The organism is Aquaspirillum sp. LM1, assembly GCF_002002905.1.
Classification (GTDB): domain Bacteria; phylum Pseudomonadota; class Gammaproteobacteria; order Burkholderiales; family Aquaspirillaceae; genus Rivihabitans.
Genome location: NZ_CP019509.1, coordinates 3,322,592 through 3,347,959, shown reverse-complemented (window position 1 = coordinate 3,347,959; position 25,368 = coordinate 3,322,592). Strand labels below are relative to the sequence as shown.

The following is a 25,368-nucleotide window of genomic DNA, read 5'->3' as shown; positions in this document are numbered from 1 at the left end:
ACCCATGCAATACCCGTAATTTTTCCGAAGTGGGCCGGCCAGCCTGGCCTGCCCACCTCGCAACCCTGAACAGGATGCCGGACATGACCTCGCTTGCCCCCATGCTGTATGCCGACCACGATCTGACCATTTACCACGCCCAGGCCATCAAGCAACGCTGGCTGGAGGCATTCAACCACTCTGAAGGTGAATTGCGCCTGGATTTGTCCCAGGTGGCCGAAATCGACACTGCCGGTCTGCAACTGCTGTGGCTGTTGCGCCGGGAGGCGCGCGCCGCAGGTCGGGCATTGAATATTGTGGCAGTCAGCCCGGCTGTGGCCGACTTGCTGGCCTTTTGTCGTCTGACCGGCGATTTTGCCGCACCGGTTGTGGCGGAGCCTGCTGTGGAGGCTGCATAAACTATGGATGAACTGACCGGCGTATTTGTCCAGGAAAGCCGGGAGCAATTGGCCGAGATGGAAGCCGGCCTGCTGGCGCTGGAAGCCGACCCGGAAGACGCCAGTGACATCAACGCCATTTTCCGCGCCGCGCACACCATTAAAGGGGGCGCGGGGGTCGTTGAGTGCGCGTTTCTCGAGGGGTTTACCCACAAGGTGGAAAACCTGCTGGATCAACTGCGCGACGGTCGGCTGAATCCTACCGAGGCGCGCATCAGCCTGCTGCTGGACTGCGCTGACCATATTGGCCAGCTGCTGGGGCTGCTGGAGCGGGGCGAAACCGTGCTGGACGCCGATCTGCAAGCCGACGATGAGGCATTGCGCCACCGGCTGGAGCAGGCCATTGATGCGCCAGCTGCGCCAGACACCGCCGTGGTGCTGGCCGACGCCGCACCAGCGGGCGGTGGGTCGGCAGATATCTGGCATGTTTCGGTGCGCTTTGGCGAAAATGTGTTGCGCAACGGCATGGACCCGATTGCCTTTTTGCGCTATCTGGCCTCGCTGGGAGAGATCCGCGACCTGCAAATGCTGGCCGACAGCATGCCATCCGCCAACATGATGGACCCGGAAGCCTGCTATCTGGGCTTTGAAATCCGTCTGGAAACCAGCGTAGGCAAGGCCGAAATCGAAGCGGTGTTCGATTTTGTCCGCGACGAGTGTGAACTGCATATCCTGCCGCCGCAAAGCCGCTCGGAAGACTATATTGCCCTGATCAACGCCCTGCCCGGCGATCCGCTGCTGCTGGGCGAGATGCTGGTGCGCAGCGGCGCGCTGACCGAATCGGAGCTGGCGATTGGCCTGGACAGCCAGCAGCTGGCCAAGGCATATGCCGACGCCAGCCCGCCCATTGGCGAGATTCTGATTGAACACAAGAGCGTGCGCCCGGAAGTGGTGGCGGCGGCCATCAACAAGCAAAGTGCGCTGATTCAGGATGAACCCGTCGCCGAGCTTGAACAGGACCCGGTTGATGGCCATCTGGCCGTAGAGCCGCAGGCCATGGCGCTGCATGAGGCGCAGCCGCATCCGGCGCAGGCTGGCGACCATCCGCCGGCCAAACCGGCCAAAGCCGCCCGCCCCAGCGCCGCTGAAGCGCGCATGCTGCGGGTGCAGGCCGACAAGCTGGACCGACTGATCGATCTGGTGGGTGAGCTGGTGATTGCCGGTGCCAGCGCTACGGAACTGGCCCGTCAGGCCGGGGCCAATGCGCTGGTGGAAGCCACATCGCTGCTGTCCCGGCTGGTGGAAGACATTCGCGACAGCGCGCTGCAGCTGCGCATGGTGCAGATTGGCGAAACCTTTAACCGCTTCAACCGGGTGGTGCGCGATGTCAGCCATGAGCTGAACAAGGATATCGGCCTGGTGATTCGCGGCGGCGACACCGAACTGGACAAATCCCTGATTGAAAAAGTGGGCGACCCACTGATGCACCTGGTGCGCAACGCGATGGACCATGGCATCGAGTCGCAGGAAAAACGTCTGGCCGCCGGCAAGTCGGCGCGCGGGCGGATTGAGCTGAACGCTTACCACGACTCCAGCAGCGTGGTGATCGAGGTGATCGACGACGGTGGCGGCCTGCCCTACGACAAGATTCTGGCCAAGGCTGTGGCGCAGGGGCTGGTGCCGGCCAATCAGGCGCTGAGCGAAGATGAAATTGCCGCGCTGATTTTCCGTCCTGGATTTTCTACCGCCGACCGGGTGAGCAATCTGTCCGGGCGCGGCGTGGGGCTGGACGTGGTGGCGCGCAATATTCAGTCGCTGCGCGGCACGGTGGAAATCAAAAGCCAGCCAGGCAAGGGCTCGCGCTTCATCATCCGCCTGCCGCTGACGCTGGCAATCATTGACGGTTTTTTGACCGCTGTCGGCAACAATTTCTTTATTGTCCCGCTGGACACCGTGGTGGAGTGCATCGAACTGCCCACAGTCAGCGAGCGGGAGTATCTGAATTTGCGTGGCGAGGTGCTGCCATTCCTGCGCTTGCGCGAGGAATTTGAACTGGATGGCGAGCCTTCGACACGGCAAAGTGTGGTGGTGGTGCAGTATGCCGGGCACAAGGTGGGCCTGGTGGTTGACCGTCTGCACGGGGAGTTCCAGACGGTGATCAAACCACTTGGTCCGCTGTTCCGCAATTTGCGCGGCATTGGCGGCTCCACCATCCTGGGTAGTGGCGATGTGGGGCTGATTCTGGATGTTCCGCTGCTGGCACGCCGAGCCAGCCGGCGTGAAGCCCGAAGCTTTGAGCCGGCCCCCCGCACCCATAAACAGCCGTAATCTGAAGTAGGAATTAAAGGGGACATAACGTGTTTTCCAACTTGAAAATCGGCGTAAGGTTGGCCATCGGTTTTGCCGTCCTGATCGTCATGATGCTGGCCGTGGGGCTGACTGCCCTGGCCCGGCTGACCACCATCAATGAAGATGTTGAAGACATCATCAACGACCATACGCCCAAGGTGGCGATGGCCAACCAGATGATTGCCGATGTCAACGCGGCGGGCATTGCCATTCGTAACGCCATGCTGATTGGCGATAGCCAGGGCATGGACAGCGAGCTGCAAAAAGTGATGGAAGCCAAAACGCGCATCGAAGAAGGCTCGCGCAAGCTGATTGCGCTGGCCAACACCGACCGCGAGCGGCAGATTACCAAAGCAATTGAAGAACACCGGGCGGTGTACTTTGCCGGGGTTGCCAACCTCAATCGTCTGGTCAAGGCCGGTGACCACAAGCAGGCATTGCACCTGATGTACACCGACTATCGTCCGCTGTTCCGCAACTACATTGGCGCGGTCAACGAGCTGGTGCAGTATGAAGGCGAGCAGGTCAACCATATTGGCCTGGCCACCCAGGAGCGGGTTAACCAGACGCTGATAGTGGTGGCCGGTGCCTCTGGCCTGGCGCTGCTGTTTGCCCTGCTGACCGGGGTGATGATGACCCGCTCGATTACCCGCCCGCTGAAAGAAGCGGTAGCCATCGCCGGCCAACTGGCCGATGGCCAGCTGGATGTACGCATCAACAGCGTGTCGCGCGATGAAACCGGCCAGTTGCTCGACGCCATGCGCAATATGGTGGCCAAGCTGACGCAGATTATTGGTGAGGTGCGTTCTTCGGCCAACGCGCTGACCAATGCCTCCACTCAGGTGTCGGCCACCGCGCAGTCGCTGTCGCAGGCGTCCAGCGAGCAGGCTGCCAGCGTAGAAGAAACCACGGCCAGCATCGAGCAGATTACCGCATCGATTGCCCAGAACACCGAAAATGCCAGAGTCACCGACGGCATGGCCTCCAAGGCGTCGCAAGAGGCGGCGGAAGGCGGTGATGCGGTGCGGCGCACCTCCAGCGCCATGCAGGACATTGCCACCCGGATTGGCATCATCGACGACATCGCTTACCAGACCAATCTGCTGGCGCTGAACGCCGCCATCGAAGCCGCCCGCGCTGGCGAGCACGGCAAGGGCTTTGCCGTGGTGGCCGCCGAAGTGCGCAAGCTGGCCGAACGCAGCCAGGTGGCTGCGCAGGAAATCAGCCAACTGGCCGGTTCCAGCGTCAAGCTGGCCGAGCGTGCGGGTAACCTGCTGGACGAAATGGTGCCGTCGATTCGCAAGACTTCCGATCTGGTGCAGGAAATCGCCGCCGCGTCGTCCGAGCAGTCGTCCGGCGTGTCGCAAATCAACAGCGCCATGGGTCAGCTCAATCAGGCCACCCAGCAAAACGCTTCGGCTTCCGAACAGCTGGCGGCCACTGCCGAAGAGCTGGGCAGCCAGGCCGAGCAATTGCAGGAGTTGATGACCTTCTTCCATTTGGGGCAAGATGACGGTGGTCGCAAGGTCAGCCGACCGGCCAGCAAAGCGGCATCGACCGGCAAGCCGCTTGGGAACAAGGGGCATGCGCATCACGCTGCCGCCCCGCCAACGCTGCCCCTGGCGAGCGGTCCGGTCAATGAGCAGGATTTTGAGCGTTTCTGACAGGGCAGAAGGATTGGGTATGGGACAACATGACACCACAGCGAACCTGGCTGGTTCGCAGCAGTTCCTCACCTTCAGCCTGTCCGGCGAGATGTTTGGCGTGGGCATTCTGACGGTCAAGGAAATTATTGAGTACGGTTCGGTCACCGAAATCCCAATGGTGCCGGCGTTTATCTGCGGGGTAATCAACCTGCGCGGTGCGGTGGTACCGGTGATTGATCTGGCCGCCCGCTTTGGCAACACGCCGACCATTCCATCGCGGCGCACCTGCATCATCATTCTGGAAATCCGTCACGAAGACAGCTGCCAGACGCTGGGCGTGCTGGTGGACAGCGTGTCGGCGGTGCTGGACATCCCCAGCAGCGAAATCGAGCCGCCGCCGGCGTTTGGCGCGCGGATTCGCGCCGATTTCATTGTGGGCATGGGCAAGGTGGACGGCCATTTTGTCATCCTGCTGGATATCGAGCGGGTGCTGTCGGTGGATGAAATTGCCACCCTGGCCTCGCTGGGCGAACACGACAATATCGACACCACCAGCGTCAGCACCTTGTGAGGCGTGGCCCCCAGCACGCCGTCTGACCGGCACGCTGCGTGTGTGACCTTTCCCTAACGGCCCGCCGGCCTTGTGCCTGGCGGGCCGTTGGTTTTGCCCGGACAGGCCGGGTTTCCTGCGCATGCCATTTCCCATTTGTCCTAAAATCAGGCACACTGTTCGTTTCCCCTGGCCAATGTGGTTGGTCAAGGCACTGGACCCCGTCGGGAGGGAGCCGCCGTATGGCGCTGGACACGATTTCGACTGCCGATTTTGAGCGTTTTCGTCGCCTGCTGTATCAGCAGAGCGGCATTCATCTGGCCGATAACAAGCAACCGCTGCTGATTGGCCGGCTGGGACGACGCCTGCGTGAGCTGGAAATCGACTCGTTTGGTGAGTATTTTGACCGGGTGTCCCGCGCGGGCGGCGAGGTGGAGCTGCAGCGGATGATTGATCTGCTGACCACCAACGAAACCCATTTCTTTCGCGAGCCGCAGCATTTTGTGTTTCTGCGCGAGCAAGTGCTGCCGCACCATCCTGCCGGTACCCCATTTCGCGCCTGGAGCGCCGCCAGCTCCACCGGCGAGGAAGCCTATACCCTGGCGTTTGAGCTGGCAGAAAAATTTGGCGACGCGGCCTGGGAAATTGTCGGCACCGACATCAGCCACCGGGTGGTGGCCCAGGCCCGGCTGGGGGTGTATCCAATTGAGCGCTCGACTGAGATTCCGCCTGCCCTGCTGAAAAAATACTGCCTGCGCGGCGTGCGCAGCCAGGCTGGCTCGATGCGGGTGATGACGCATCTGGTGCAGCGCACCCACTTTTTACCCGCTAATCTATTGGCCCCGCTGCCGGATATTGGCCGGTTTGACGTGATTTTCTTGCGAAACGTGATGATTTACTTTGATCTGGAAACCAAGCGCCGGGTGGTGGACAACGTGCTGAGCCGGCTCAAGCCTGGCGGCACCCTGTTTATCGGCCACGCCGAAACCCTGCAGAACGTCAGCGAGCGGGTGCAGCTGGTCAAGCCCACCATTTATCGTCTGTCTGGCGCACATTGACATGTTTGCTCCCATGGCCGACAGCCTGACCGATCCCCGCACGGTGTTCTTGCATCCTGGCGAGTTTTACTTTGGCGGCGGCAATACCCGGATTGCTACCTTGCTGGGGTCGTGCGTGTCGATCACGGTCTGGCATCCCCGGCTGGCAGTGGGTGGCATGTGCCATTACATGCTGCCCAATCGCCAGCGCCCGAACGGGCCGCTGTGTGGCCGCTATGGCGACGAAGCCATGGAATGGCTGCTGGCGCGCATCCGCGAAACCGGCTCACGCCCTGCCGAATATCAGGCCAAGCTGTTTGGCGGCGGCAATATGTTTGAAAACGCCATGGGCGGGGTGATGGACATTGGTCGGCGCAATATCGAAATTGGCCGCGACCTGCTGGCCCAGGCCGGCATGGCGCTGATTGCCGAACATGTGGGCGGCAACGCGCACCGCAAGCTGGTATTTGAACTGTGGAGCGGCGATGTGTGGCTGGCCCGCCCTGACCGTTATGCTTCCCTGGGAGACCCGTTGTCATGAGCCGCAAAATCCGAGTCATGGTGGTGGATGATTCTGCCGTGGTGCGCCAGGTGGTGACACAAACCCTGTCGCGCGACCCCGGCATCGAGGTGATCGGGTCGGCGCTCGACCCGCTGTTTGCCCTGGAAAAAATGAAAGCCAACTGGCCCGACGTGATTGTGCTCGATCTGGAAATGCCACGCATGGACGGCCTGACCTTCTTGCGCCGGATCATGGCCGAACGGCCCACCCCGGTGGTGATCTGTTCCTCGCTGGCCGAACAGGGCGCGCAAGTGGCGCTTGACGCGCTGGCTGCCGGTGCAGTCAGCCTGATCACCAAGCCGAAAATTGGCCTGAAAGCTTTTCTGGACAACGCCGCCAACGACATCATCCAGGCGGTCAAGGCCGCTGCCAAATCCCGCCCCAGCAGCGGCGGTGTCAGCAGCCGGCCCCGCCCGGCCAACCCGATACTGCAGCCCACGCCCAGCCTGTCGGCAGACGTGATCCTGCCCGCCGGCCCGGCCTCGCTGGGGCGCACCACCGACCGGCTGGTGGCGATTGGTACCTCGACTGGCGGCACCCAGGCGCTGGAAGCCGTGCTGACCGCCCTGCCCACCGACTGCCCCGGCCTGGTGGTGGTGCAGCATATGCCCGAAAAATTTACCGCCATGTTTGCCCAGCGGCTGAACGGCCTGTGCCAGATCGAAGTGCGCGAAGCGCGCAGCGGCGACCGGGTGCTGCCCGGCCTGGCGCTGATTGCGCCGGGTGGCCGGCATATGATGGTCAAGCGCAATGGCGCGCAATACGTGGTGGACGTGGTCGATGGCCCGCTGGTCAATCGGCACAAACCGTCGGTGGACGTGCTGTTCCGCTCGGTGGCCAAGTGCGCCGGCGGCAATGCCCTGGGCATCATCATGACCGGCATGGGCGACGACGGTGCCCGTGGCCTGAAGGAAATGCGCGACGCCGGCGCACACACCCTGGCCGAAGACGAATCCTCCTGTGTGGTGTTTGGCATGCCCAAGGAAGCCATCCGCCTGGGCGGCGCAGCAGAAGTGCTGCCGCTGGCGCGCATGGCCGAGGGGATTGGGCGGTTTAGCCGGAGCTGAGGCGGCAGGGGTGTCGTGCTGCTGACCTGTGATGGTCGCTTAGATGGCGATGGCTCGGGGCGTATCCCGCTAAGTGCGGTAAAACCGCTACAATCCATTGTTTAGATTCTGCCCGTCCAGTGTGATTTCGTGCGCCCTTGCCAGGAAACCGCACCCGCTGGCGGTCTTTTTTACACCGTCATCTTGCGGGTGATGGCTGCGTAGATTGGTTTTCCGCACTATCTGCGTCTGGCTGCTTCCCGACGCAAGCCAGGCGGTGGTTCTGCGCAGAACGAACTGACCCCACCCGTACCACAAGGAATGCCCAATGCCGTCGATTCTGCCCATCAACCTGGACGACCTGCTGTACGGGCGCAATATCGAATCCGCGCGCGTCGAGTTCAAAGCCTCCTGGGATGAAAAAACCACCGGCCCGCAGGTGGTCCGCACGCTATGTGCCTTTGCCAATGATTTTCAAAACCTCAATGGCGGCTATGTGGTGATTGGTGTGGCAGAGCGTAACGGCCAGGCACAACTGCCGGCCAAGGGATTGAGCATCGAAGAACTGGAAGCCGCACAGAACTGGCTGCGCGGTCGCTGCAACACCATCGACCCAGTGTATTTCCCGGTGATGTCGCCCGAGTGCCATGAAGATCGCCACCTGCTGGTGTTGTGGGCACCGGGCAGCCAGATGCGTCCGCACCAAGCGCCGGAATCCGGTGAAAAAGGCGCGGTGCGCAAATATTACATCCGCCTGGGTGCCGACACCGTGGATGCCGAGCGTGATCCTGCGCTGAAAACCCAACTGCTGCACCTCACTACCCGGGTGCCGTTTGACGACCAGCGCGCCCGTGATGTCAGTGTGCATGAGCTGCGGGAAACCAAGGTGCGCGAATTTCTGCACGATATCGGCAGTGGATTGCTTGAAGAACGCGACACCCGCACGCTATACCGCAATTTGCGCATTGCCGAACCCGTCAATGGTCACGACGCTCCACGCAATATCGGCTTGCTGTTTTTCAGCCAGAACCCGGAAATTTGGTTTGCTGGTGCGCGCATCGAAGTGGCGCGCTTTGCTGGCGAAGCCGGCAGCAATGTGCTGGATGAGCACCGTTTTGCTCACAGCCCTATCCATGAACAATTGCGCGACTGCCTGAGCTACCTGGAAACCCTGTCGGCGCGCACTATTCACAAGCACGATCAAGCTCAGGCAACCCATCAGCTTAGCTATCCGTTGCTGGCGGTGCGCGAGGCGCTGGCCAACGCGGTGTATCACCGCAGCTACGAGAGCAACGCTCCTGAGCCCATTAAGGTGCATCTCTACCCGGACCGGATGGAAATCATCAGCTATCCTGGGCCGGTGCCTGGTATTGACGCCGCACACCTGAACAGTGACAAACCCGCGCCCCCTGTGCCGGCGCGCAACCGCCGTATTGGCGAATTTCTCAAAGAGCTGAAACTGGCCGAAGGCCGAGGTAGCGGCCTGCCCAAAATCCGCCGCGCCATGGCTGACAATGGCTCGCCGCCTCCGCAGTTTGATTTTGACGCCGAACAACGCAGTTATTTTCGCGTTACTTTGCCCATCCACCCCGGACACCTGGCTTTGCAAGCGCTGCAAGACGCTGCCCGACTTAGCCAGGCCGGAGAAACCCCTGCCCCCTCCTCCCTCGAATTCGCCATGACCCTGCCCACCTCGCTGCTGGAAGTCCTGCAATCCCTGCACTACGAAGACGCGCTCAGCGCTGATGACCCGCGCTATGTGGACACCCGTGAGGCGCGCGGCAGCCAGCACACGTTAAGCCGGCTGACCAGAAAACTGGGTTGCGACTTTAAACAACACAAATTCTTGCCGCCGGCCAGCGCCCATGTGCTGTTTTTTGGCCATGTCGGCAGCGGCAAAACCACCGAGCTGCGCCAATACGCCCGCGCGCTGGCCGACAGCGGCTTTATCTATGGCGTGGAAGTGGATGTGCTCAGCCGGCTGGACCGCAACAACCTGCAATACAGCGAAGTGCTGCTGGCCATGGCCGAAGCCTTGGTCGAGCGCCTGAGCGCCGATGGCTGCGTGGTGCCGGCCGCCACCTTGCAGCCGCTGCACGACTGGTTCAACCGGGTGGTGCATGAATGCGAAAGCACGCTGAATCACGAAATCAAGGGCGAGTTGAGCGCTGGAATCAGCCTGGGGGTGATCGCCAAGGTATTGGCCAAAATCACCGCCTCGGCCAAAACCGGGGCCAGTTATAAAGAACAATGGCGGCAGGAGGTGCGCAACCGCTTTACCACCCTGGCCGAGCACTTCAACACCCTGTTGCGCGAGCTGGAAACCCAGCTCAGCGGCGCGCGCGGCCAGCGCACGCGCATTGCCTTTGTAATTGACGGCACCGACAAACTGCGCGGCGACGACACCGAGCAGTTTTTTATCCACGACGCCGAGCAACTGCTGGCGATTGACGCCTTTGTCATCTACACCGCGCCGCTGCACCTGAAATACTCCGGCAAGCTGGTGGGCAAGCTACAAGACTTGGTGTTGCCGATGATCAAGCTGCACGAGCGCGACGGCGCGCGCTGCGAGGCGGGCTGGACGGCGCTGCGCGAACTGCTGGCCCGGCGCATTGACTTGGCGCTGTTTGCCGAGCCGGCCTTGATTGACGATTTGATTGGCTATTGCGGCGGCCACCCGCGCGAGCTGTTGCGCCTGCTGGGCTTGTGCTGCGAAGTGGCGGATGATGAACTGATCGACCGCGCCGTGCTGGACGCCGCTGTCAAACTGCTGGCGGCGGATTACCGGCGCTTTCTCAGCCCGGACGACTACACGATTCTGGCGCAGCTGGACACCACCCCTCAGCATGACGGCAACACCGAAGCCATCCAGCAACTGCTGTATAAACTGGCGCTGCTGGAATACAACGACGGCAGCTGGCGGCGCAGCCATCCGGTGGTGCGCACGCTGGAAGGCTATCACCGCGCCCAGCAGGCGCTGGCCCAGCCATGAGCGACGACGCCCGGCGCTTTGCCATCCAGCGCGCGATTTCCACCGTTGCGCAACAGCTGAATACCGCGCAATTTGCTGAATTCAAACGGCTCAGCAAAAAACTGGTGTATGGCCCGGATTTTCAGCTGCTGCTGCTGGATTGCCGCGACGAGCGCTTGCGCCGCCAACAGCTGGACTGCCTGAACCCGGTGCTGGACGCCGCCGGCCTGCACGCCGCCACCCTCACCCTGCACACTGCCGCCCAGCCAGCCGACGACGTTCCCAGCGACGTGGCCGCGCTGGAAATACAGCTGCGGCAACTGGCCGAGCGCAGCCAAGTCATCCACTGCCTGGGCGCACGCGCCTGGCTGGACGCCGAACAGCGGCCTGGCCGCTGGGACGCGCTGAACATCCGCCGCGAACGCATCGCCGAACACGTCCCCCGCCGCCTGTTGCTGTGGCTGGACGCCGACGGCATCCAGCAACTGCTCACCCTCGCCCCGGATTGGTGGGCCTGGCGTGCTGGGGTGTATGTGTTCAGCACAGAACCAACGCCGATGCCCCTACGAGCAGAGGAATGGCAGCCACAATTTGATTGCTATCAAAAACGCCCGACGCAAGTGCAAGCCGGCAAACGGATTGCCGAATTGCGCGACTGGCTGCAAGGAGAGATGGAACCGGAATTAGCTTGGCGTTTGTGGGGGGAGTTGGGGGATATCTACACTTCGCAAGGTTGGTGGGAGCAGGCGCTGGCGGCCTATCAGCAGCATGTGCTGCGCTTGCAGGAGGCGCTGGGCGATATGTACAGTATCGCAGTGACGCAAGGGCGCATTGCCAACATTTTTCAGCAGCGCGGCCAGTTCGACGAGGCCTTACGCATTCTCCAGCAGGAACAGTTGCCAGTGTACGAGCAACTGGGCGATATTCGTTCGCGTGCGGTGACGCAGGGCAAGATTGCCGATATTTTGACCATGCGTGGCCAGCTCGACGAAGCCTTGCGCATTCGCCAGCAGGAAGTGCTGCCAATGTTCGAGCAACTGGGCGATGTTCGTGAGCGTGCGGTGGCGCATAGCAAGATTGCCGATATTTTGACCCTGAGCGGCCAGCTTGACGAAGCTTTGCGCATTCATCTGCAAGAAGTATTACCGGTATTCGAGCGACGGGGGGATATTCGTGAGCGTGCAGTGACGCGGGGTAAGATTGCCGATATTTTGACTCAGCGCGGCCAGCTCGACGAAGCCTTGCGTATTCTCCAGCAAGAAGTTTTGCCGGTGTACGAGCAACTGGGCGATATTCGTGGGAAAACTATTGCCCGTGCCAATATCGCTATTTTGCTTTGGCAACGCAACACCGACTGCGACCGCACTCGCGCTGCTGAGTTGTTCGCTCAAGTCTTACAAGCCGCTCGTCAGCTCCAGTTGGCGGATGTGGCGGCTATTGAGGCCAGCATGCGCAAACTCGGCTTGCCCATCCCGCCCGCCGCTAATTGAGCGCCATAGATGACAAAGGCCACGCCGTCTCCGGCGTGGCCTTTGTCATTTTCTTCAGGCATCCCAGGCAGCGTATTTGATCCCACCGCCCGCCGCCTCTCCCGACCTCAACCCACTTCCGCCACCCGCTTGGCGATATGCGCCAGCGCTTCTTCCACCTGATCGACCAGAATCAGGCACAAATCACCCGGCTTGAGCTGTTCCAGCGCGCGGTCAATCGCGTTGAATTCGCCGAGGATTTCTTCGCTGTGGCGGGTGCGCGCTGCGCCTTCCAGGCCTTGGCGCAGCAGGCCGAGCACTTCGCCGTCGGCGCGGCCGCGCTGGCAGGCGTCCTGGTAGAGGATCACCGAATCAAACGCGGCGCTCAGAATCCGGGTTTGCTCGCGGATGTCTTCGTCGCGGCGGTCGCCGGCGCCGCTGATCACCACGCTGCGGCGCTCGCTGGGCAGGTTGTCGATGGCCTGCACCAGTGCCAGCATGGCGTCGGGGTTGTGGCCGTAGTCGGCGATGACCATCGCGCCTTTGTAGCTAAAGGTGTTGAAGCGGCCCGGCGCGGTGGCGGCGTCGTTGATGAACGAGGCCAGGCCAGCGTGTACCACCGGCCATTCCAGCCCCAGCGCCCAGGCAGCGGCGACGGCGGCCATGGCGTTTTCCACCTGAAAACCGATGCGCCCACCCTGGGTGAGCGGAATTTCGGTCAGGGCGATGCGGTGGCGCATTTCGCCCTGGGCGGCGACGATCTGGCCGTCTTCCACGTAAACAATGCGGTGGCCCTGGGCGCGATGGGTGGCCATCACCGGGTGGTTGCGGTCGTTGGCAAAGAAGGTCACGCCGCCGGGGCAGCTATTGGCCATCACCACCACATTGGGGTCGGCGGCGTTGAGCACGGCCATGCCGGTGGGGGCGACGTTTTGCACAATCACCCGCTTGACCACAGCCAGGTCTTCGACGGTGCTGATATACGACAGCCCCAGATGGTCGCCCATGCCGATATTGGTGACCACGGCCACGTCGCAGCGGTCGAAAGCCAGGCCTTCGCGCAGCACGCCACCCCGGGCGGTTTCAAATACGGCGGCGTCCACTTCCGGGTGCATCAGCACATTGCGTGCGCTGCGCGGGCCGGAGCAGTCGCCGGTGTCGATGCGCCGGCGCTGGATGTATACGCCATCGGAGTTGGTCATGCCCACGCGTAGGCCCTTGCTGCCCAGCAGGTGGGCAATCAGGCGCACGGTGGTGGTTTTGCCGTTGGTGCCGGCTACCGCCACCACCGGGATGCGGCCATTGTCGCCCGGCGCAAACATGGTGTTGATAATGGCTTCACCGACGGCGCGGCCTTTGCCAAACGACGGCGACAAGTGCATGCGCAGGCCTGGTGCGGCGTTGACTTCGACAATGCCGCCGCCTTGTTCTTCCAGCGGTTTCAGCACGGTTTCGCAAATCACGTCCACGCCGCAGATGTCCAGCCCCACCATGCGCGCGGCGGCCACGGCGCGGGCGGCCACGTCCGGATGCACATCATCGGTCACGTCGGTGGCGCTGCCGCCGGTGCTCAGGTTGGCGTTGTTGCGCAGGATCACCCGCTGGCCGCGCGCTGGCACCGATGTGGCTTGCAGATGCTGGCCGGCCAGGGTGGCCAGGGCAATGTCGTCAAAACGGATTTTGGTCAGCGAGGTGGCGTGGCCGTCGCTGCGCAGCGGGTCGCGGTTGACGATTTCCACCAGCTCGCGAATGGTGTGCTCGCCGTCGCCAATCACTTGCGGCGGGTCGCGCCGGGCGGCAGCCACCAGTTGGTTGCCGATCACCAGCAGGCGGTAATCGTGGCCGGGCAGGTAGCGCTCCACCATCACATCGTCGCGGAACTCGACCGCCACGGCATAAGCGGCCATCACTTCTTCGCGGGTGGCGATGTTCACCGCCACGCCCTTGCCCTGGTTGCCGTCGCGTGGCTTGACCACCACCGGCCCGCCCAGCTCGCAGGCGGCGGCCCAGGCATCCTCGGCGTCGCTCACCGAGCGCCCGGTGGGCACTGGCACGCCAGCGGATTCGAGCAGCATCTTGGTCAGTTCTTTATCCTGGGCGATGGACTCGGCAATCGCGCTGGTGCGGCTGGTTTCCGCCGCCTGGATGCGTTGCTGGCGGCTGCCCCAGCCAAACTGCACCAGGCTGCCATCGGTCAGGCGACGGAACGGAATGCCGCGTGTCACGGCGGCGCTGACAATGGCTCCGGTGCTCGGGCCCAGACGCACGTCTTCGTCCAGGTCGCGCAGCTGGGTCAGCGCGGCGTCCAGGTTGAAGGGGGCGTTGTCCTGCGCGGCCTGGCACAGTTGGCGGGCCAGATCAAACGCCAGCCGGCCAACGGCTTCCTCGCTGTATTCCACGACCACCTGAAACACGCCAGGTTCGATGGTGGGCGAGGTGCGGCTGAAGGTGACCGGGCAACCGGCATGCGCCTGCAGCGCCAGCGCGGCGGCTTCCAGTGCGTCGGCCATCGACGCCTGGCCCCGGTGGCCCAGTTCGCCAATGGCCGGAAAGCGGGCGCGCAGGCCGGCTTCAAAGCCGGGCAGATCGCTGATGGCGCATTCTGCCGTTGCACACGACACAATGGCTTCGATTGCCGTGTGCCGGCTCCACAGATTGGGGCCGCGCAGGGCGCGGATACGAGATACGTCCATAGCTTGAGAATGGTTCCTGTGATGCCCGGTTGTTCCTGTGGCCGGCCCTCGGCGGCCACAAGCAACCGTTGTTGTAATCAGTGTGTCTGTCCGACCTGCGCCCGCTCCGTGTAAACGGAATCAGGCCCGGCCTGCCCACTGGCGCGCGAGTTCCAGCGCCAGGGTTGCCCCTCCATGTCCTTCTCCGGTTTGAATCCACAACACGCCCTGATCGTCCCCCAGGGCGGCCAGGGCATGTTCAATCGCCAGCCGGGTATCCGGCTGATGCACGCATTGCTGCAGGCGCGGGCCGGCGCGCAAGGCCAGATCCAGCTGTTCCCGCCGGGTGTCTGCCGCCAGAGCGGGCACACTGCTGTCAGTGGTCAGCGTGACCTGATCGAACGCTGCACCCAGAATGGCGGCCTGTGCCTGCCAGGCGGCGGCATTGCGCGCCAGCCCGGGGGCAAACACCGCGCTGCGCGGCGGCTGACCAGGGAACGTATCCAGCGCGGCCACCAGCGCGCGCAGTGCGTCGGCATTGTGGGCGTCGTCCACCACCACGGTGGCCAGCCCGCGCTGGAATACGGTAAACCGCCCCGGTACGCCGGCCTGGCCGACATCAAAGGTGTCCACCCCGGTGCGCATCAGGTCTGCGCTCAGCCCCAGCGCCCAGGTGGCACCAATGGCGGCCAGCAGATTGTCCACCTGGAAGGCCACCCGGCCATCGTAGGTCAGCGGCACGCCGGCCACGGCACCCAGGTCGGTTTCTTCCCGGCCCTGCGCCAGCACCAGCTGACCCTGCTTGACCAGCACTGCCCGACCCCCTGCCGCCAGATGCTGGCGAATCACCGGCAGCTCGGGGTCGCGGGCAAAGTAAATCACTTCGCCATCACACAGTTCGGCCATTTCCACCAGCTGTGGGTCAGCGGCGTTCAGCACGGCGGCACCGCCCGGCAGCACCACGTCCACCAGGGTGCGCAGCACGGTAAACAGCTGTTCCGGTTCGTGGATGTCGTATTCGCCAAGATGGTCGCCTTCGCCAATGCCGGTGATCACCGCCACCTGACAACGGTCGTAGACCAGGCCCTCGCGCAGGATGTGCTGGGTGTCGCTTTCAATCACGGCGGCTTCAATGGCACGGTTGACCAGCAGCTTGTGTGCAGCGTCCCAGTGACAGCCGTCGCCCTGGCCAATCCGGCGCTGGTCGAGGAACAGGCCGTCGCTGCAGGCCAGCCCCACCCGCTTGTCGCTCAGGCGCAGCAGGCTGGCCACCAACTGGGCCACCACGGTCTTGCCGTTGATGCCGGTCACGCCAACAATCGGGATGCGGCCCTGGCTGTCCTGCGGGAACAGGCTGTCGACAATCGCCCGGCCCACCGGGCGCGGCTCGCCGGATTCTGGTTTCAGGTGCATCAGCAGGCCTGGGCCGGCGTTGACTTCGACAATCGCCCCGCGCTGGTCTTCCAGCGGGCGGCGGATGTCTTCGGCCACCACGTCCACCCCGGCAATGTCCAGCCCGACCACGCGGGCGGCCAGCACGGCGGCGGCGGCCACGTCGGGGTGGACCAGGCCGGTGATGTCGCAGGTCATGTTGCCGTTGCGCTGCACCAGCACGCGCTGGCCGGCGGGCGGGATGGACTGGCCATCGTAGCCCTGGCGCGACAACTCCAGCCGGGCGGCGGGTTCACGCTCCAGCAGGATGGGGGTGAGCGGGAATTCTTCTTCCTCGCCGCGACGCGGGTCGGTGTTGAGCTGGCTGTTGATCAGCTCGACAATGGTCGAGCGGCCATCGCCCACCACGGCGGCTTCTTCGCCGCGCGCAGCGGCGGCCAGCTTGCCGCCCACCACCAGCAGGCGGTGTTCGGCACCGAAAATAAAGCGTTCGACAATCACCCCGCTGCCTTCGGCGCGCGCCACCGGGTAGGCAGCCATCACTTCTTCACGCGAATTCAGGTTGGCGCACACGCCACGGCCATGGTTGCCGTCGTAGGGCTTGACCACCACCGGCAGGCCAATGTCTTCGGCGGCGGCCCAGGCGTCTTCTGCGCTGTCCACCAGCCGGCCTTCCGGAATCGGCACGCCGCAGGAGGCCAGCAGTTGTTTGGTCAGGTCTTTGTCGCGGGAAATACTTTCGCCAATGGCGCTGGTCTGGTCGGTTTCGGCGGTCCAGATCCGGCGCTGGCTGGCACCATAGCCCAGTTGTACCAGATTGCCGTCGTTCAGCCGCAGCGACGGAATGCCGCGTTCGGTGGCCGCATCAACAATACACGCGGTGCTCGGGCCCAGGCAGTGGGCGTCCACCAGGTCGCGCAGGTGGGCCAGAGTGGCATCCACGTCAAACGGGCGGTCTTCGATGGCCGCCATCAGCAGGTCGCGGGCGGCCTGCAGCGCGGCGCGCGATACCTGTTCGTTGCGCGCGCGCACCACCACCTTGTACACCCCGCGTTCGCGGGTTTCCCGCGCCTTGCCAAATCCGGCCTGCATGCCGGCCAGGTTTTGCAGCTCCAGGGTGACATGCTCGAGGATGTGTCCCGGCCAGGTGCCGTCGCGCAGTCGTTGCAGAAAACCGCCGCGCTCGCCAATGCTGCAGCGGTGTTCAATCAGCGACGGCAACCAGGCGCTCAGCCGCTCGTTGAAACCGGGCAGGGTGTTGGACGGGAAGTCTTCCAGTTCGCCAATGTCGATCCAGGCTTCCAGCACCGGGCGATACGTCCAGATGTTAGGTCCACGCAGGGACAGGACATCGAGAAATTCAATGTCTTTCTTTTTCATAGGCTTGGCAGAAACACAACAGGGTGGCAGGCTTAAAAATCGGTGCACGGCCCGGCTTGGGCAGCGCACGCCAGTCAGACACTTGCCGCACCCGGACGCAAGGCCATAACACACCTTTAACGCAGCATCGACCATAAGGTTTACCAAGATCTTGCAAAAATTGTACGGTGTTCGGCATGGCCCTCGTCATGGTGGGGCAACATTAAGGGCGCGCAGGCGCAGTCTTTCCCGGTATCTGTGGCTGCGCGTCTGGCCGGGGGGGGGGCAGCGCTGAGTTTTGTTGGCCGCTCTAACGATCATGGAGAGTAGCGCCACCCCAGAAGATGAAAGAGACTATCGGGTGGAAGTTGGCGGGTCGAGGTCGTATTAGTACTTTGCGGCTTGACCCAGCCTCTAACGTGACCTGCCAGACTGACTCGCACCCCGGATTGCTTCCATCGAGAGCGCACGCTAAACAGGCCGTTGGCGACTTGTCGCCTTCAGGCTCATTCAGTCCTGGTGCCCGCCTCCTTCCATCCTCAAGTGTAAATCGATAGGAAGCGCCATGGAACTGTCAGCACTGTACAAATGCGTCATCGGACTCGACGTCCATCAGGCGCAAATCACCGCCTGCGCATTGATTCAGCAACCCGATGGCAGCACGCGCATCGAGCAGCGGCAGTTTGGCGGCTTTGCCCGCGACCGCCGGGAACTCGCGGATTGGGCCGCTTCCTTGCACCCGGATGAAGTCGTGATGGAGAGCACCGGCATCTACTGGAAGAGCCCGTATGCCGCGCTGGAGGCAGTCGGCATCCGCGCCAAGGTGGTGAATGCCCGCCACGTCAAGCATGTCCCGGGCCGCAAGACCGATGTGGGCGATGCCCATTGGCTGGCGATGCTGGCGCGGGCCGGTTTGTTGCGCGCCTCGTTTGTCCCGCCTGCAGCATTGCGCGAATTGCGCCTGATTGCCCGTCAGCGACAGAAACTGGTTGGCCAACTGGCCTCTGAGAAGAACCGGCTGCACAAAGTGCTGACCGACAGTGGAATTCGCCTTGGCGTAGTGGTCAGCGATCTGCATGGGCAATCTGCCCGCGCCATGGTCAAGGCGATCATCGCCGGGCAAGCCCCACAACAGGTGATCAACCTGGCCAGCCGCCGACTGAAGGCCAGCCGTGAGGAGATCTTCGATGCCCTGCAAGGCGAGCTGACCGCCAGTCACCGCTTCGTGCTCGACGAACTGATGCAGCATATTGAGGAGATCGAAGCCAGGATCGACCGCTTCGACGTCCGATTGCTGGCTGGGCTTGAATCCGAGCGGGGCACGCTGGCGCTGCTGCAAACGATCCCTGGCGTTGACCTGATCGGCGCGGCGATGCTGTTGGTGGAAATTGGCTCGGACATGGGCGCCTTCGGCAGCGCAGATCGTTTGGCTTCGTGGGTTGGCGTTTGCCCGGGCAACAACGAGTCGGCGGGCAAGCGCAAGTCAGGCCACACCCGCAAGGGCAACCCATATGTGCGCCGCCTGCTGTGCGAGTTTGCGCATGCCGCCAGTCGCACCACATCGGTGTTCAAGTCGAAGTTCCAGGCTCTTGTGGTCAGGCGTGGCTACAAACGCGCCATTATTGCAATTGGTCACAAAATTCTGCGCACGCTGTTCTTCATGCTCAAGCGGCGCGAGCATTACCGGGATTGCGCGACGGATTACGAGGCGCTCTCTGTTCAGCGCAATGCCCCACGCTGGATCAAGGCGCTGACTAAATTTGGTTTTATCACGCCAGCCAGCGCCTGATTCTGCATGGGCGTTTTTTTACATGGCCTTCGGGCCAGGGTGGCGCTCGTCCTGGTGGTGGGCTCTTTCACGCTAAGAGCGGTGTCTACAAAAAAATGTAAACTTGCCCCTAACGACTAAGGGAGCAAGTCACATGGCCAAAATGGGGCGCCCAGCAAAAATTCAGGCAGACGACGCCGCGCAACTTGTGGCCATCGTCGAATCAGACCGCACTGCCACGCTGACTGAAATCCGCCACGAACTCAAGCGGCGCACCGGCATTGATGTGCATGAGCAGACGATCGTTAAAACCTTGCGCAAGCTTGGCATTCAGCGCGTGCCCAGCGAGCAGGCCGTCTGCGTCGAGCGCAAACCCAGCGCGCGTCGCTACGGCTATACCAATGCGCATCGACGGCACGAACCCGAGCAAGGCTATTCCAGCAGCCTGACCGACGCCGAATGGACGTTGGTGCGTGATCTGTTTGAAAACCCCGGTGGGCGTGGCCTTCCGCCCACTGTCAGCCGCCGAAAGCTGGTGGATGCCTGCTGCTACGTGGTGCGCACCGGATGCTCGTGGCGGATGCTACCAGTGGACTTTCCACGCTGGCAGAACGTCTACCGCACCTTTCGGCGCTGGAGCGAGCAGGGCAAATTCGAACTGATGCATGATCGCTTGCGCGCGCAGTGGCGAGAGCGCGCCAAGCGCAACGATGAACCAACCGCCGCCGTGCTTGACTCACAATCCACGCGCAGCTCACCACAGGGCGGCGACAGTGGCTTTGACGCGGGCAAGAAGGTCAAAGGGCGCAAGCGCCATCTGGTTGTGGACACCTTGGGCCTATTGCTGGCGGTGAGCGTGACCGCCGCCAGTGTGCAAGATCGTGATGGTGCATATCCGGTGGTGAGCAGGATGATGGCCAAGTATCCGACGATTGAGACTTTGTTCGTGGACTCCGCCTATGCAGGGAAATGTGCGCAACTGGTTTCCCACTGCCATGACATCCGGACACAGGTGGTGCGTCATCCGGCGAACCGCAACGTTGGACGCTGGGTAAACGACAAACAAGCGGATCTGTTCACCGTTCAGGCGGATGCGCAGGGGTTTGTCGTGCAGCCCAAGCGCTGGGTGGTTGAACGCACCCATGCCTGGAACGAGCGGGCGCGTCGTTTGATCATGCATCATGATCGACTGCCACAGGTTTCCGAGACATGGGTGTGGCTGGCTGGTGCGCGCTTGTTGCTCCGCCGCTTGACTACTTAGGTTTTGTAAACACCCTTTAAAGGCGAGCAACGCTGCTCACCTTAATTTGGCAATGGGGCATCGGTGAGTAAAAAACACCTGCCCAGCGCTATTTTCAGTCAGAAGTCACACTATCTCGCAGCACACCCCCTTGCTTTGTCTCTTTTGTACCTATTTTGGGTATTGCGAGCGCTCAAGGACTTACCAATCAATAGGTTCGTCAGCCCAAAGAGCGTGTACAGCTGCGCCGTGTTCTTTGCCAGTCCACGGTAGGGCACCTTCTTCAAACCGAAGAGGTTCTTGATGATCCTGAAAACGGATGTTCAACCTTGGCCCGTTCGATCTTCGCGGGAGTGGCAATTTCCCCCGCGCATCCCTAGGGACACGCTGATTTATTCAGAAAAACCGTTTTTGCCAAAAGCAAAACCCAGCAAAATAAAAGCTCTGGACTCCCACCTTCGCGGGAATGACGATTTTTTCAGCGTATCCCTAGTCTCCCAGTTTATTTTGCAGAAATACTTATTGCTGTAGTAGTTTAATAACTGCTTGAATAGCCTTGGTGGCTGGCTCAGCTAACTCTGCTGTTTTCTGTGCAAGGTGTATAAGTGTTTCCGCATATCTTTCGTACTTGGCTTTGTTTGGACTTCTTGACTCTGCCTCTGTTAACAACAGGTCTAGATTTTTGCTGGCCTCCGCTGCGTCATTTTTCTCAAGTCTTGTAGTCAAGTTGAAGATCGTGTCTGACAAATACTTTAATTTTTCCTGGAGTTCAGACGGAGTCTCGCTGCTTGATTTGTTAAGATTTTTATTATTGTTGCCAGCGATTAAATTAAAATTAAAATCCCCGTCAATCGATATGTCCTTGAGGTTAATTTCAGGCATGGATTTCATGTCCTTTTCTTTGTTGTGGTTGGATTGAGACTCCATAATATATCTTTCAATTTTTGCTTTTACCTGACGGCGCATGGAAACCAGCGATGTTATCCGCCCTTCTGGGGCTAGTTTGATGGCAGTTCTGGCGGCAGCTAAAAGACATTTGTTTTGAATGCCAAATCTTTTTGGTTTTTCGATTAAGCTGATAGTTGTATTGATATAATTTTGCAGAAGGTCTGAGGTGATCGAATCTAGTGAGTTAGCCCAATCTTTTTCCTTATATAAATTTACTAGCACTTGCTTTACGCTTTCGCACTCGGCATGTAAGCGACCGAGGTGAATTCTAACTCGCCTAACGGCGTCCGGGTCGCTATCCCCTACAATCATAAACCAGCAGCTATAATTTTTCTTGTTGACATTTAGGCGTGTATGTAGGATTGCTATGTCTTCATTTGGGATGGCCAATATGTGGCGGCAATGCTTTGGAAGTTGTAAAGGTATTTTTTTTGGGCATTCAAATATAACAACGGGTTCCCCGGCGCTAAACCACCATGGATGGATTTTTCCTTTGACTCTTTTTCTGTCAGTGGTGGCGTTAAGAAAATGCTGAGCGAGCATATTGCCTAACTCTATCAGAGGTAGGGAGGGGTGATATCCGTTTTGGACCCTTGCTCTGGCGGGGAGGGTGGTTAAGTGCCTCAAGACATTTGATGCATTTATGCATATAGGCTCTTCAATTTCTTCTTGTGGTTTTATTTTGAAGCCAATATCCATTCTTGATGTTATGCCGTTAGAATAAAATCTCCTGAATACATGGCTTATAGAGCTATTACCTGAAAGGTGAGTAGAGGAAGTTTTTTTTAAAAAATTTGGAAGCCGAAGAGCTAAAGATGCATCGCCATAAATTTCTTCCCCTGCCCACTCCTCGATACCTCCTTGTCTACGATCCATAATTAGGCCAGACGCCCGTACAAAATCCACGCTTGGGTTAGACAAAAGCCATGGCTTGGAGAGTCGCCATCCATTCGCTCTTAAGAAATCACGCATATCTGCAAACGGATACTGAAGAACAATAAACACATTACTCCTCTTTTAAGTTGAGTTGAGCCCCGTAGGCGAGCATCGGGGGGGTGCTGACTAGCAGGATTTCTGCATAGCTAACTATTAACGTGGGATTCTAAGCTGCCTTCTTCAGTGAGGCGCACGGCCAAACTAAAGGGAAGGTTTACCAAGGTCCGGCAGTTATTTCTGCCTCCTAAGCTGTTCTGAAAAGAGTGACTCAAAACGAACAAAGGCACTTAGTTACTAATATGACCCGGAGTAGGCTGCTGCATATTTTCGCAAATCAGGCACAGGGCCTTAGGTTGCGAATTAGCCGGAGCCTCAGTTGGTAGAGGCGTCACGCCTTCTGCCACTATCTCACTCACTCGGTAACATTGCCTTGGCAACATCGTGCTCCTAGTTGTGAGACGAACTCTATGGTCAGGTGCCATTATGTGAGCCAAGTCATATCAGTGACTTTTTTAGCATAATTTAGTGGTGCGTGCAAGGCAAATATAGGGATTAAGTCATCCCGCGACACACATCTCTTCCGTACACACATCCGGGAAGGAAAGTTGCCCTCAAGATAGCAGAAAATGGCTGTCTTTAACCATTTTTTGGCTTTTTTCGCAGGGCAATCGCGCTATGCAAAAAGGGAGCCCTGCCCGCACAATCGACAAAACAACAGTCAGCTCAGCCAAAGCCCGGAGCCCATTGTGCAAACCCTGAACTCACCCCAACGCCACTTCGCCACACTTCCTGACCCTCGCCGCATCACTCGCAACAAACTGCACGCACTCGAAGACATCGTGATGATCACCCTGTGCGCCACCCTCTGCGGCCAGGAAGACTGGGTTGGCATCGAAGATTTTGCCCATGAACACGAAGCCTGGCTGCGCACGTTTCTGGCGCTGCCCAACGGCATCCCCTCGCACGACACACTCAGTGACGTGATGGGCCGCATCGACAAAACCGCCTTCAGCCAGGCTTTCTCCGCCTGGGTGCAAGAAGCCCTGCCCAGCCTGGCTGGTCATCAGATCGCGCTGGATGGCAAAACCCTGCGCGGCAGCGCTCGTGGCGCGCAATCGAGCGTGCATCTGATGACAGCCTTCGCCACCCAGGCCAGGCTGGTGCTTGGCGTGCAGGAAGTGGACAAGAAACATAATGAAATCCACGCCATCCCAAACATACTGGCGCAACTGGAGCTCAAAGGCGCCATCGTCACCATTGACGCCATGGGCTGTCAGAAATCCGTAGCCAGAATCCTCACTGACAACAAAGCGGATTACGTGCTCGCCCTGAAAGAAAACCACCCCAATCTGTACGAAGACATCAGTGTGTGGCTGGATGACTGCGACAGCCAGGGCTATGTTCGGCAAACCGAGAGCGTGGAGAAAGACCATGGCCGACTGGAAACCCGGCGAGTGGCGGTGAGCACCGATCTGGCCTGGCTGGCGCAACGGACCCAATGGGCAGGGCTGAAAGCGGTGGCGATGGTGGAGTCCAGCCGCCATATCAAGGGGAAGACAAGCGTGGAGCGGCGCTACTACCTGAGTTCAATCAGTGATCCGAAAAAGATAGCCCAGGCGATCCGAGAGCACTGGCGGATTGAAAACCAGCAACACTGGGTGCTGGATGTGCAATTTGGAGAAGATGACAATCAGACAAGTGCAAAGCATGCGGCGTCGAATCTGGGGGTGATTCGGCGAATGGCGTTGAACATGATGCGGGTGAATGATGAGAGCACATTGAGCATGCGCCGACGCAAGATGAGGGCGTTGTCGAATGTGGGCTATCGTGAGCAGCTGTTGTGTAGAAGTTCAGACTTGATCTGACAGCAGGGCCTTGCCAAAGGGTGGGGTTACCCGTTTTGATAGAGGTGCGAATCTTCATCAAAACAGCGCGAGAGCGCCAGGGAGCAACCCCATGAGCAGTTTCAACCAGAATGTCATTCGTCACAAGATCGGCCTGCTGAATCTGGCCGCCGAATTGGGCAACGTCTCAAAAGCTTGCAAGGTGATGGGCCTGTCCCGTGACACCTTCTACCGTTACCAGAATGCCGTTGCCGAAGGCGGTGTCGAAGCACTGTTCGACAGCAACCGGCGTAAACCGAACCCAAAGAATCGGGTGGCAGAAGCCACAGAAACGGCTGTTCTCGCCTACGCCATTGAGCAACCTGCCCACGGTCAGGTCAGAGCCAGCAACGAACTTCGCCAGCGAGGCATCTTCGTTTCACCGTCTGGCGTTCGTTCCATCTGGTTGCGCAATAGTCTGGCTTCGTTCAAGCAGCGTCTGGCCGCACTGGAGAAACAGGCTGCCGAACAAGGCATCCTGCTGACTGATGCCCAGGTGGCGGCGCTGGAGCGTAAGCAGGACGATGATCTGGCCCATGGCGAAATCGAAACCGCCCATCCCGGCTACCTCGGGTCGCAGGACACCTTCTACGTCGGCACGATCAAAGGTGTTGGGCGGATTTATCAGCAGACTTTCGTCGATACCTACAGCAAGGTCGCCATGACCAAGCTCTACACGACCAAGACGCCAATTACCGCCGCTGATCTGTTGAATGACCGGGTGTTGCCGTTCTTTGACGAACACGGCATGGGCATCATCCGCATGCTGACCGATCGCGGCACAGAGTATTGCGGCAAGCCGGAAACCCATGATTACCAGCTTTATCTGGCTCTGAACGACATTGAGCATACCAAGACCAAGGCGAGGCATCCACAGACGAACGGCATCTGCGAGCGCTTCCACAAAACGATCTTGCAGGAGTTTTATCAGGTGGCGTTCCGGCGCAAGCTGTACCTGTCGCTGGACGAGTTACAGGCTGATCTTGATGCCTGGATGGCCTATTACAACAATGAGCGAACTCATCAGGGTAAGATGTGCTGCGGACGCACGCCTGTGCAAACCCTGATTGCAGGGAAGGAGGCGTGGAGCGAGAAAGTCGCAAGCTTGAATTTGATCTGACAATCCAGCACCGTCAGAACGGGAGACTGTCAGATCTGGTCGC

General features: G+C 60.4%; 16 protein-coding genes and 1 pseudogene. 13 read left to right on the top strand and 4 right to left on the bottom strand.

Features of this window, described 5'->3' with window-relative positions; genetic code table 11:
• Window positions 1–83 precede the first annotated feature (83 nt).
• The 9 genes from BXU06_RS14380 (at window position 84) to BXU06_RS17750 (ending at window position 12,028) form a co-directional block, all read left to right on the top strand.
• Window positions 84–398, top strand: coding sequence for a lipid asymmetry maintenance protein MlaB (locus tag BXU06_RS14380; RefSeq protein WP_171982232.1), 315 nt, complete (start codon window positions 84–86; stop codon window positions 396–398).
• Between the two features lie 3 nt (window positions 399–401).
• Window positions 402–2,705, top strand: a complete 2,304-nt coding sequence (locus BXU06_RS14375; RefSeq protein WP_077301093.1) for a chemotaxis protein CheA — start codon at window positions 402–404, stop codon at window positions 2,703–2,705.
• Window positions 2,706–2,734: 29 nt separating this feature from the next.
• Window positions 2,735–4,390 (top strand): methyl-accepting chemotaxis protein, encoded by a 1,656-nt coding sequence (locus BXU06_RS14370; RefSeq protein WP_077301092.1) that lies wholly within the window; start codon window positions 2,735–2,737, stop codon window positions 4,388–4,390.
• Window positions 4,391–4,409: 19 nt separating this feature from the next.
• Entirely contained in the window at window positions 4,410–4,943 is a 534-nt protein-coding gene (locus BXU06_RS14365; protein WP_077301091.1) for a chemotaxis protein CheW, read from the top strand.
• Between the two features lie 221 nt (window positions 4,944–5,164).
• On the top strand, window positions 5,165–5,980 hold the full coding sequence (locus BXU06_RS14360) for a protein-glutamate O-methyltransferase CheR (RefSeq protein WP_077301090.1): 816 nt from the start codon (window positions 5,165–5,167) through the stop codon (window positions 5,978–5,980).
• A gap of 1 nt (window position 5,981) precedes the next feature.
• Window positions 5,982–6,500 (top strand): chemotaxis protein CheD, encoded by a 519-nt coding sequence (locus BXU06_RS14355; RefSeq protein WP_216352488.1) that lies wholly within the window; start codon window positions 5,982–5,984, stop codon window positions 6,498–6,500.
• Entirely contained in the window at window positions 6,497–7,588 is a 1,092-nt protein-coding gene (locus BXU06_RS14350) for a chemotaxis response regulator protein-glutamate methylesterase (protein WP_077301089.1), read from the top strand. The genes BXU06_RS14355 and BXU06_RS14350 overlap by 4 nt, the downstream gene beginning before the upstream one ends.
• Before the next feature lie 307 nt (window positions 7,589–7,895).
• On the top strand, window positions 7,896–10,559 hold the full coding sequence (locus BXU06_RS14345) for an ATP-binding protein (RefSeq protein WP_077301087.1): 2,664 nt from the start codon (window positions 7,896–7,898) through the stop codon (window positions 10,557–10,559).
• Complete coding sequence (locus BXU06_RS17750) at window positions 10,556–12,028, top strand: tetratricopeptide repeat protein (RefSeq protein WP_077301085.1); 1,473 nt, start codon at window positions 10,556–10,558, stop codon at window positions 12,026–12,028. The genes BXU06_RS14345 and BXU06_RS17750 overlap by 4 nt, the downstream gene beginning before the upstream one ends.
• Before the next feature lie 107 nt (window positions 12,029–12,135).
• Here the strand turns inward: BXU06_RS17750 and cphA (BXU06_RS14335) are convergent, their stop codons facing one another.
• Both cphA (BXU06_RS14335) and cphA (BXU06_RS14330) read right to left on the bottom strand, forming a co-directional pair.
• Entirely contained in the window at window positions 12,136–14,700 is a 2,565-nt protein-coding gene (cphA, locus tag BXU06_RS14335) for a cyanophycin synthetase (RefSeq protein WP_077301083.1), read from the bottom strand.
• 120 nt (window positions 14,701–14,820) lie between these two features.
• Entirely contained in the window at window positions 14,821–17,451 is a 2,631-nt protein-coding gene (cphA, locus tag BXU06_RS14330) for a cyanophycin synthetase (RefSeq protein ID WP_077301081.1), read from the bottom strand.
• A 544-nt stretch (window positions 17,452–17,995) separates the two neighbouring features.
• On the opposite strand from cphA (BXU06_RS14330), the gene BXU06_RS14325 reads away from it, so the two are divergent.
• Window positions 17,996–19,219 (top strand): IS110 family transposase, encoded by a 1,224-nt coding sequence (locus BXU06_RS14325; protein WP_077301079.1) that lies wholly within the window; start codon window positions 17,996–17,998, stop codon window positions 19,217–19,219.
• Window positions 19,220–19,352: 133 nt separating this feature from the next.
• The gene (locus BXU06_RS14320; RefSeq protein ID WP_077301077.1) at window positions 19,353–20,459 is read left to right on the top strand and encodes an IS5 family transposase; all 1,107 of its coding nucleotides are present in this window, start codon (window positions 19,353–19,355) and stop codon (window positions 20,457–20,459) included.
• Between the two features lie 110 nt (window positions 20,460–20,569).
• On the opposite strand, the pseudogene BXU06_RS18260 reads toward BXU06_RS14320, so the two are convergent.
• Both BXU06_RS18260 and BXU06_RS17505 read right to left on the bottom strand, forming a co-directional pair.
• Window positions 20,570–20,775 (bottom strand): annotated as a pseudogene (locus tag BXU06_RS18260) (transposase); the annotation flags it as partial.
• A 182-nt stretch (window positions 20,776–20,957) separates the two neighbouring features.
• Window positions 20,958–22,391, bottom strand: coding sequence for a hypothetical protein (locus BXU06_RS17505; RefSeq protein ID WP_150125221.1), 1,434 nt, complete (start codon window positions 22,389–22,391; stop codon window positions 20,958–20,960).
• 557 nt (window positions 22,392–22,948) lie between these two features.
• Between BXU06_RS17505 and BXU06_RS14310 the strand changes: the two genes are divergently transcribed.
• Both BXU06_RS14310 and BXU06_RS14305 read left to right on the top strand, forming a co-directional pair.
• Window positions 22,949–24,187 carry an ISAs1 family transposase gene (locus BXU06_RS14310; RefSeq protein WP_253189476.1) on the top strand — a complete coding sequence of 413 codons (1,239 nt, stop codon included), beginning with the start codon at window positions 22,949–22,951 and terminating at the stop codon, window positions 24,185–24,187.
• Window positions 24,188–24,278: 91 nt separating this feature from the next.
• Window positions 24,279–25,325 carry an IS481 family transposase gene (locus tag BXU06_RS14305; RefSeq protein WP_077301071.1) on the top strand — a complete coding sequence of 349 codons (1,047 nt, stop codon included), beginning with the start codon at window positions 24,279–24,281 and terminating at the stop codon, window positions 25,323–25,325.
• The last annotated feature ends 43 nt before the right edge of the window (window positions 25,326–25,368 follow it).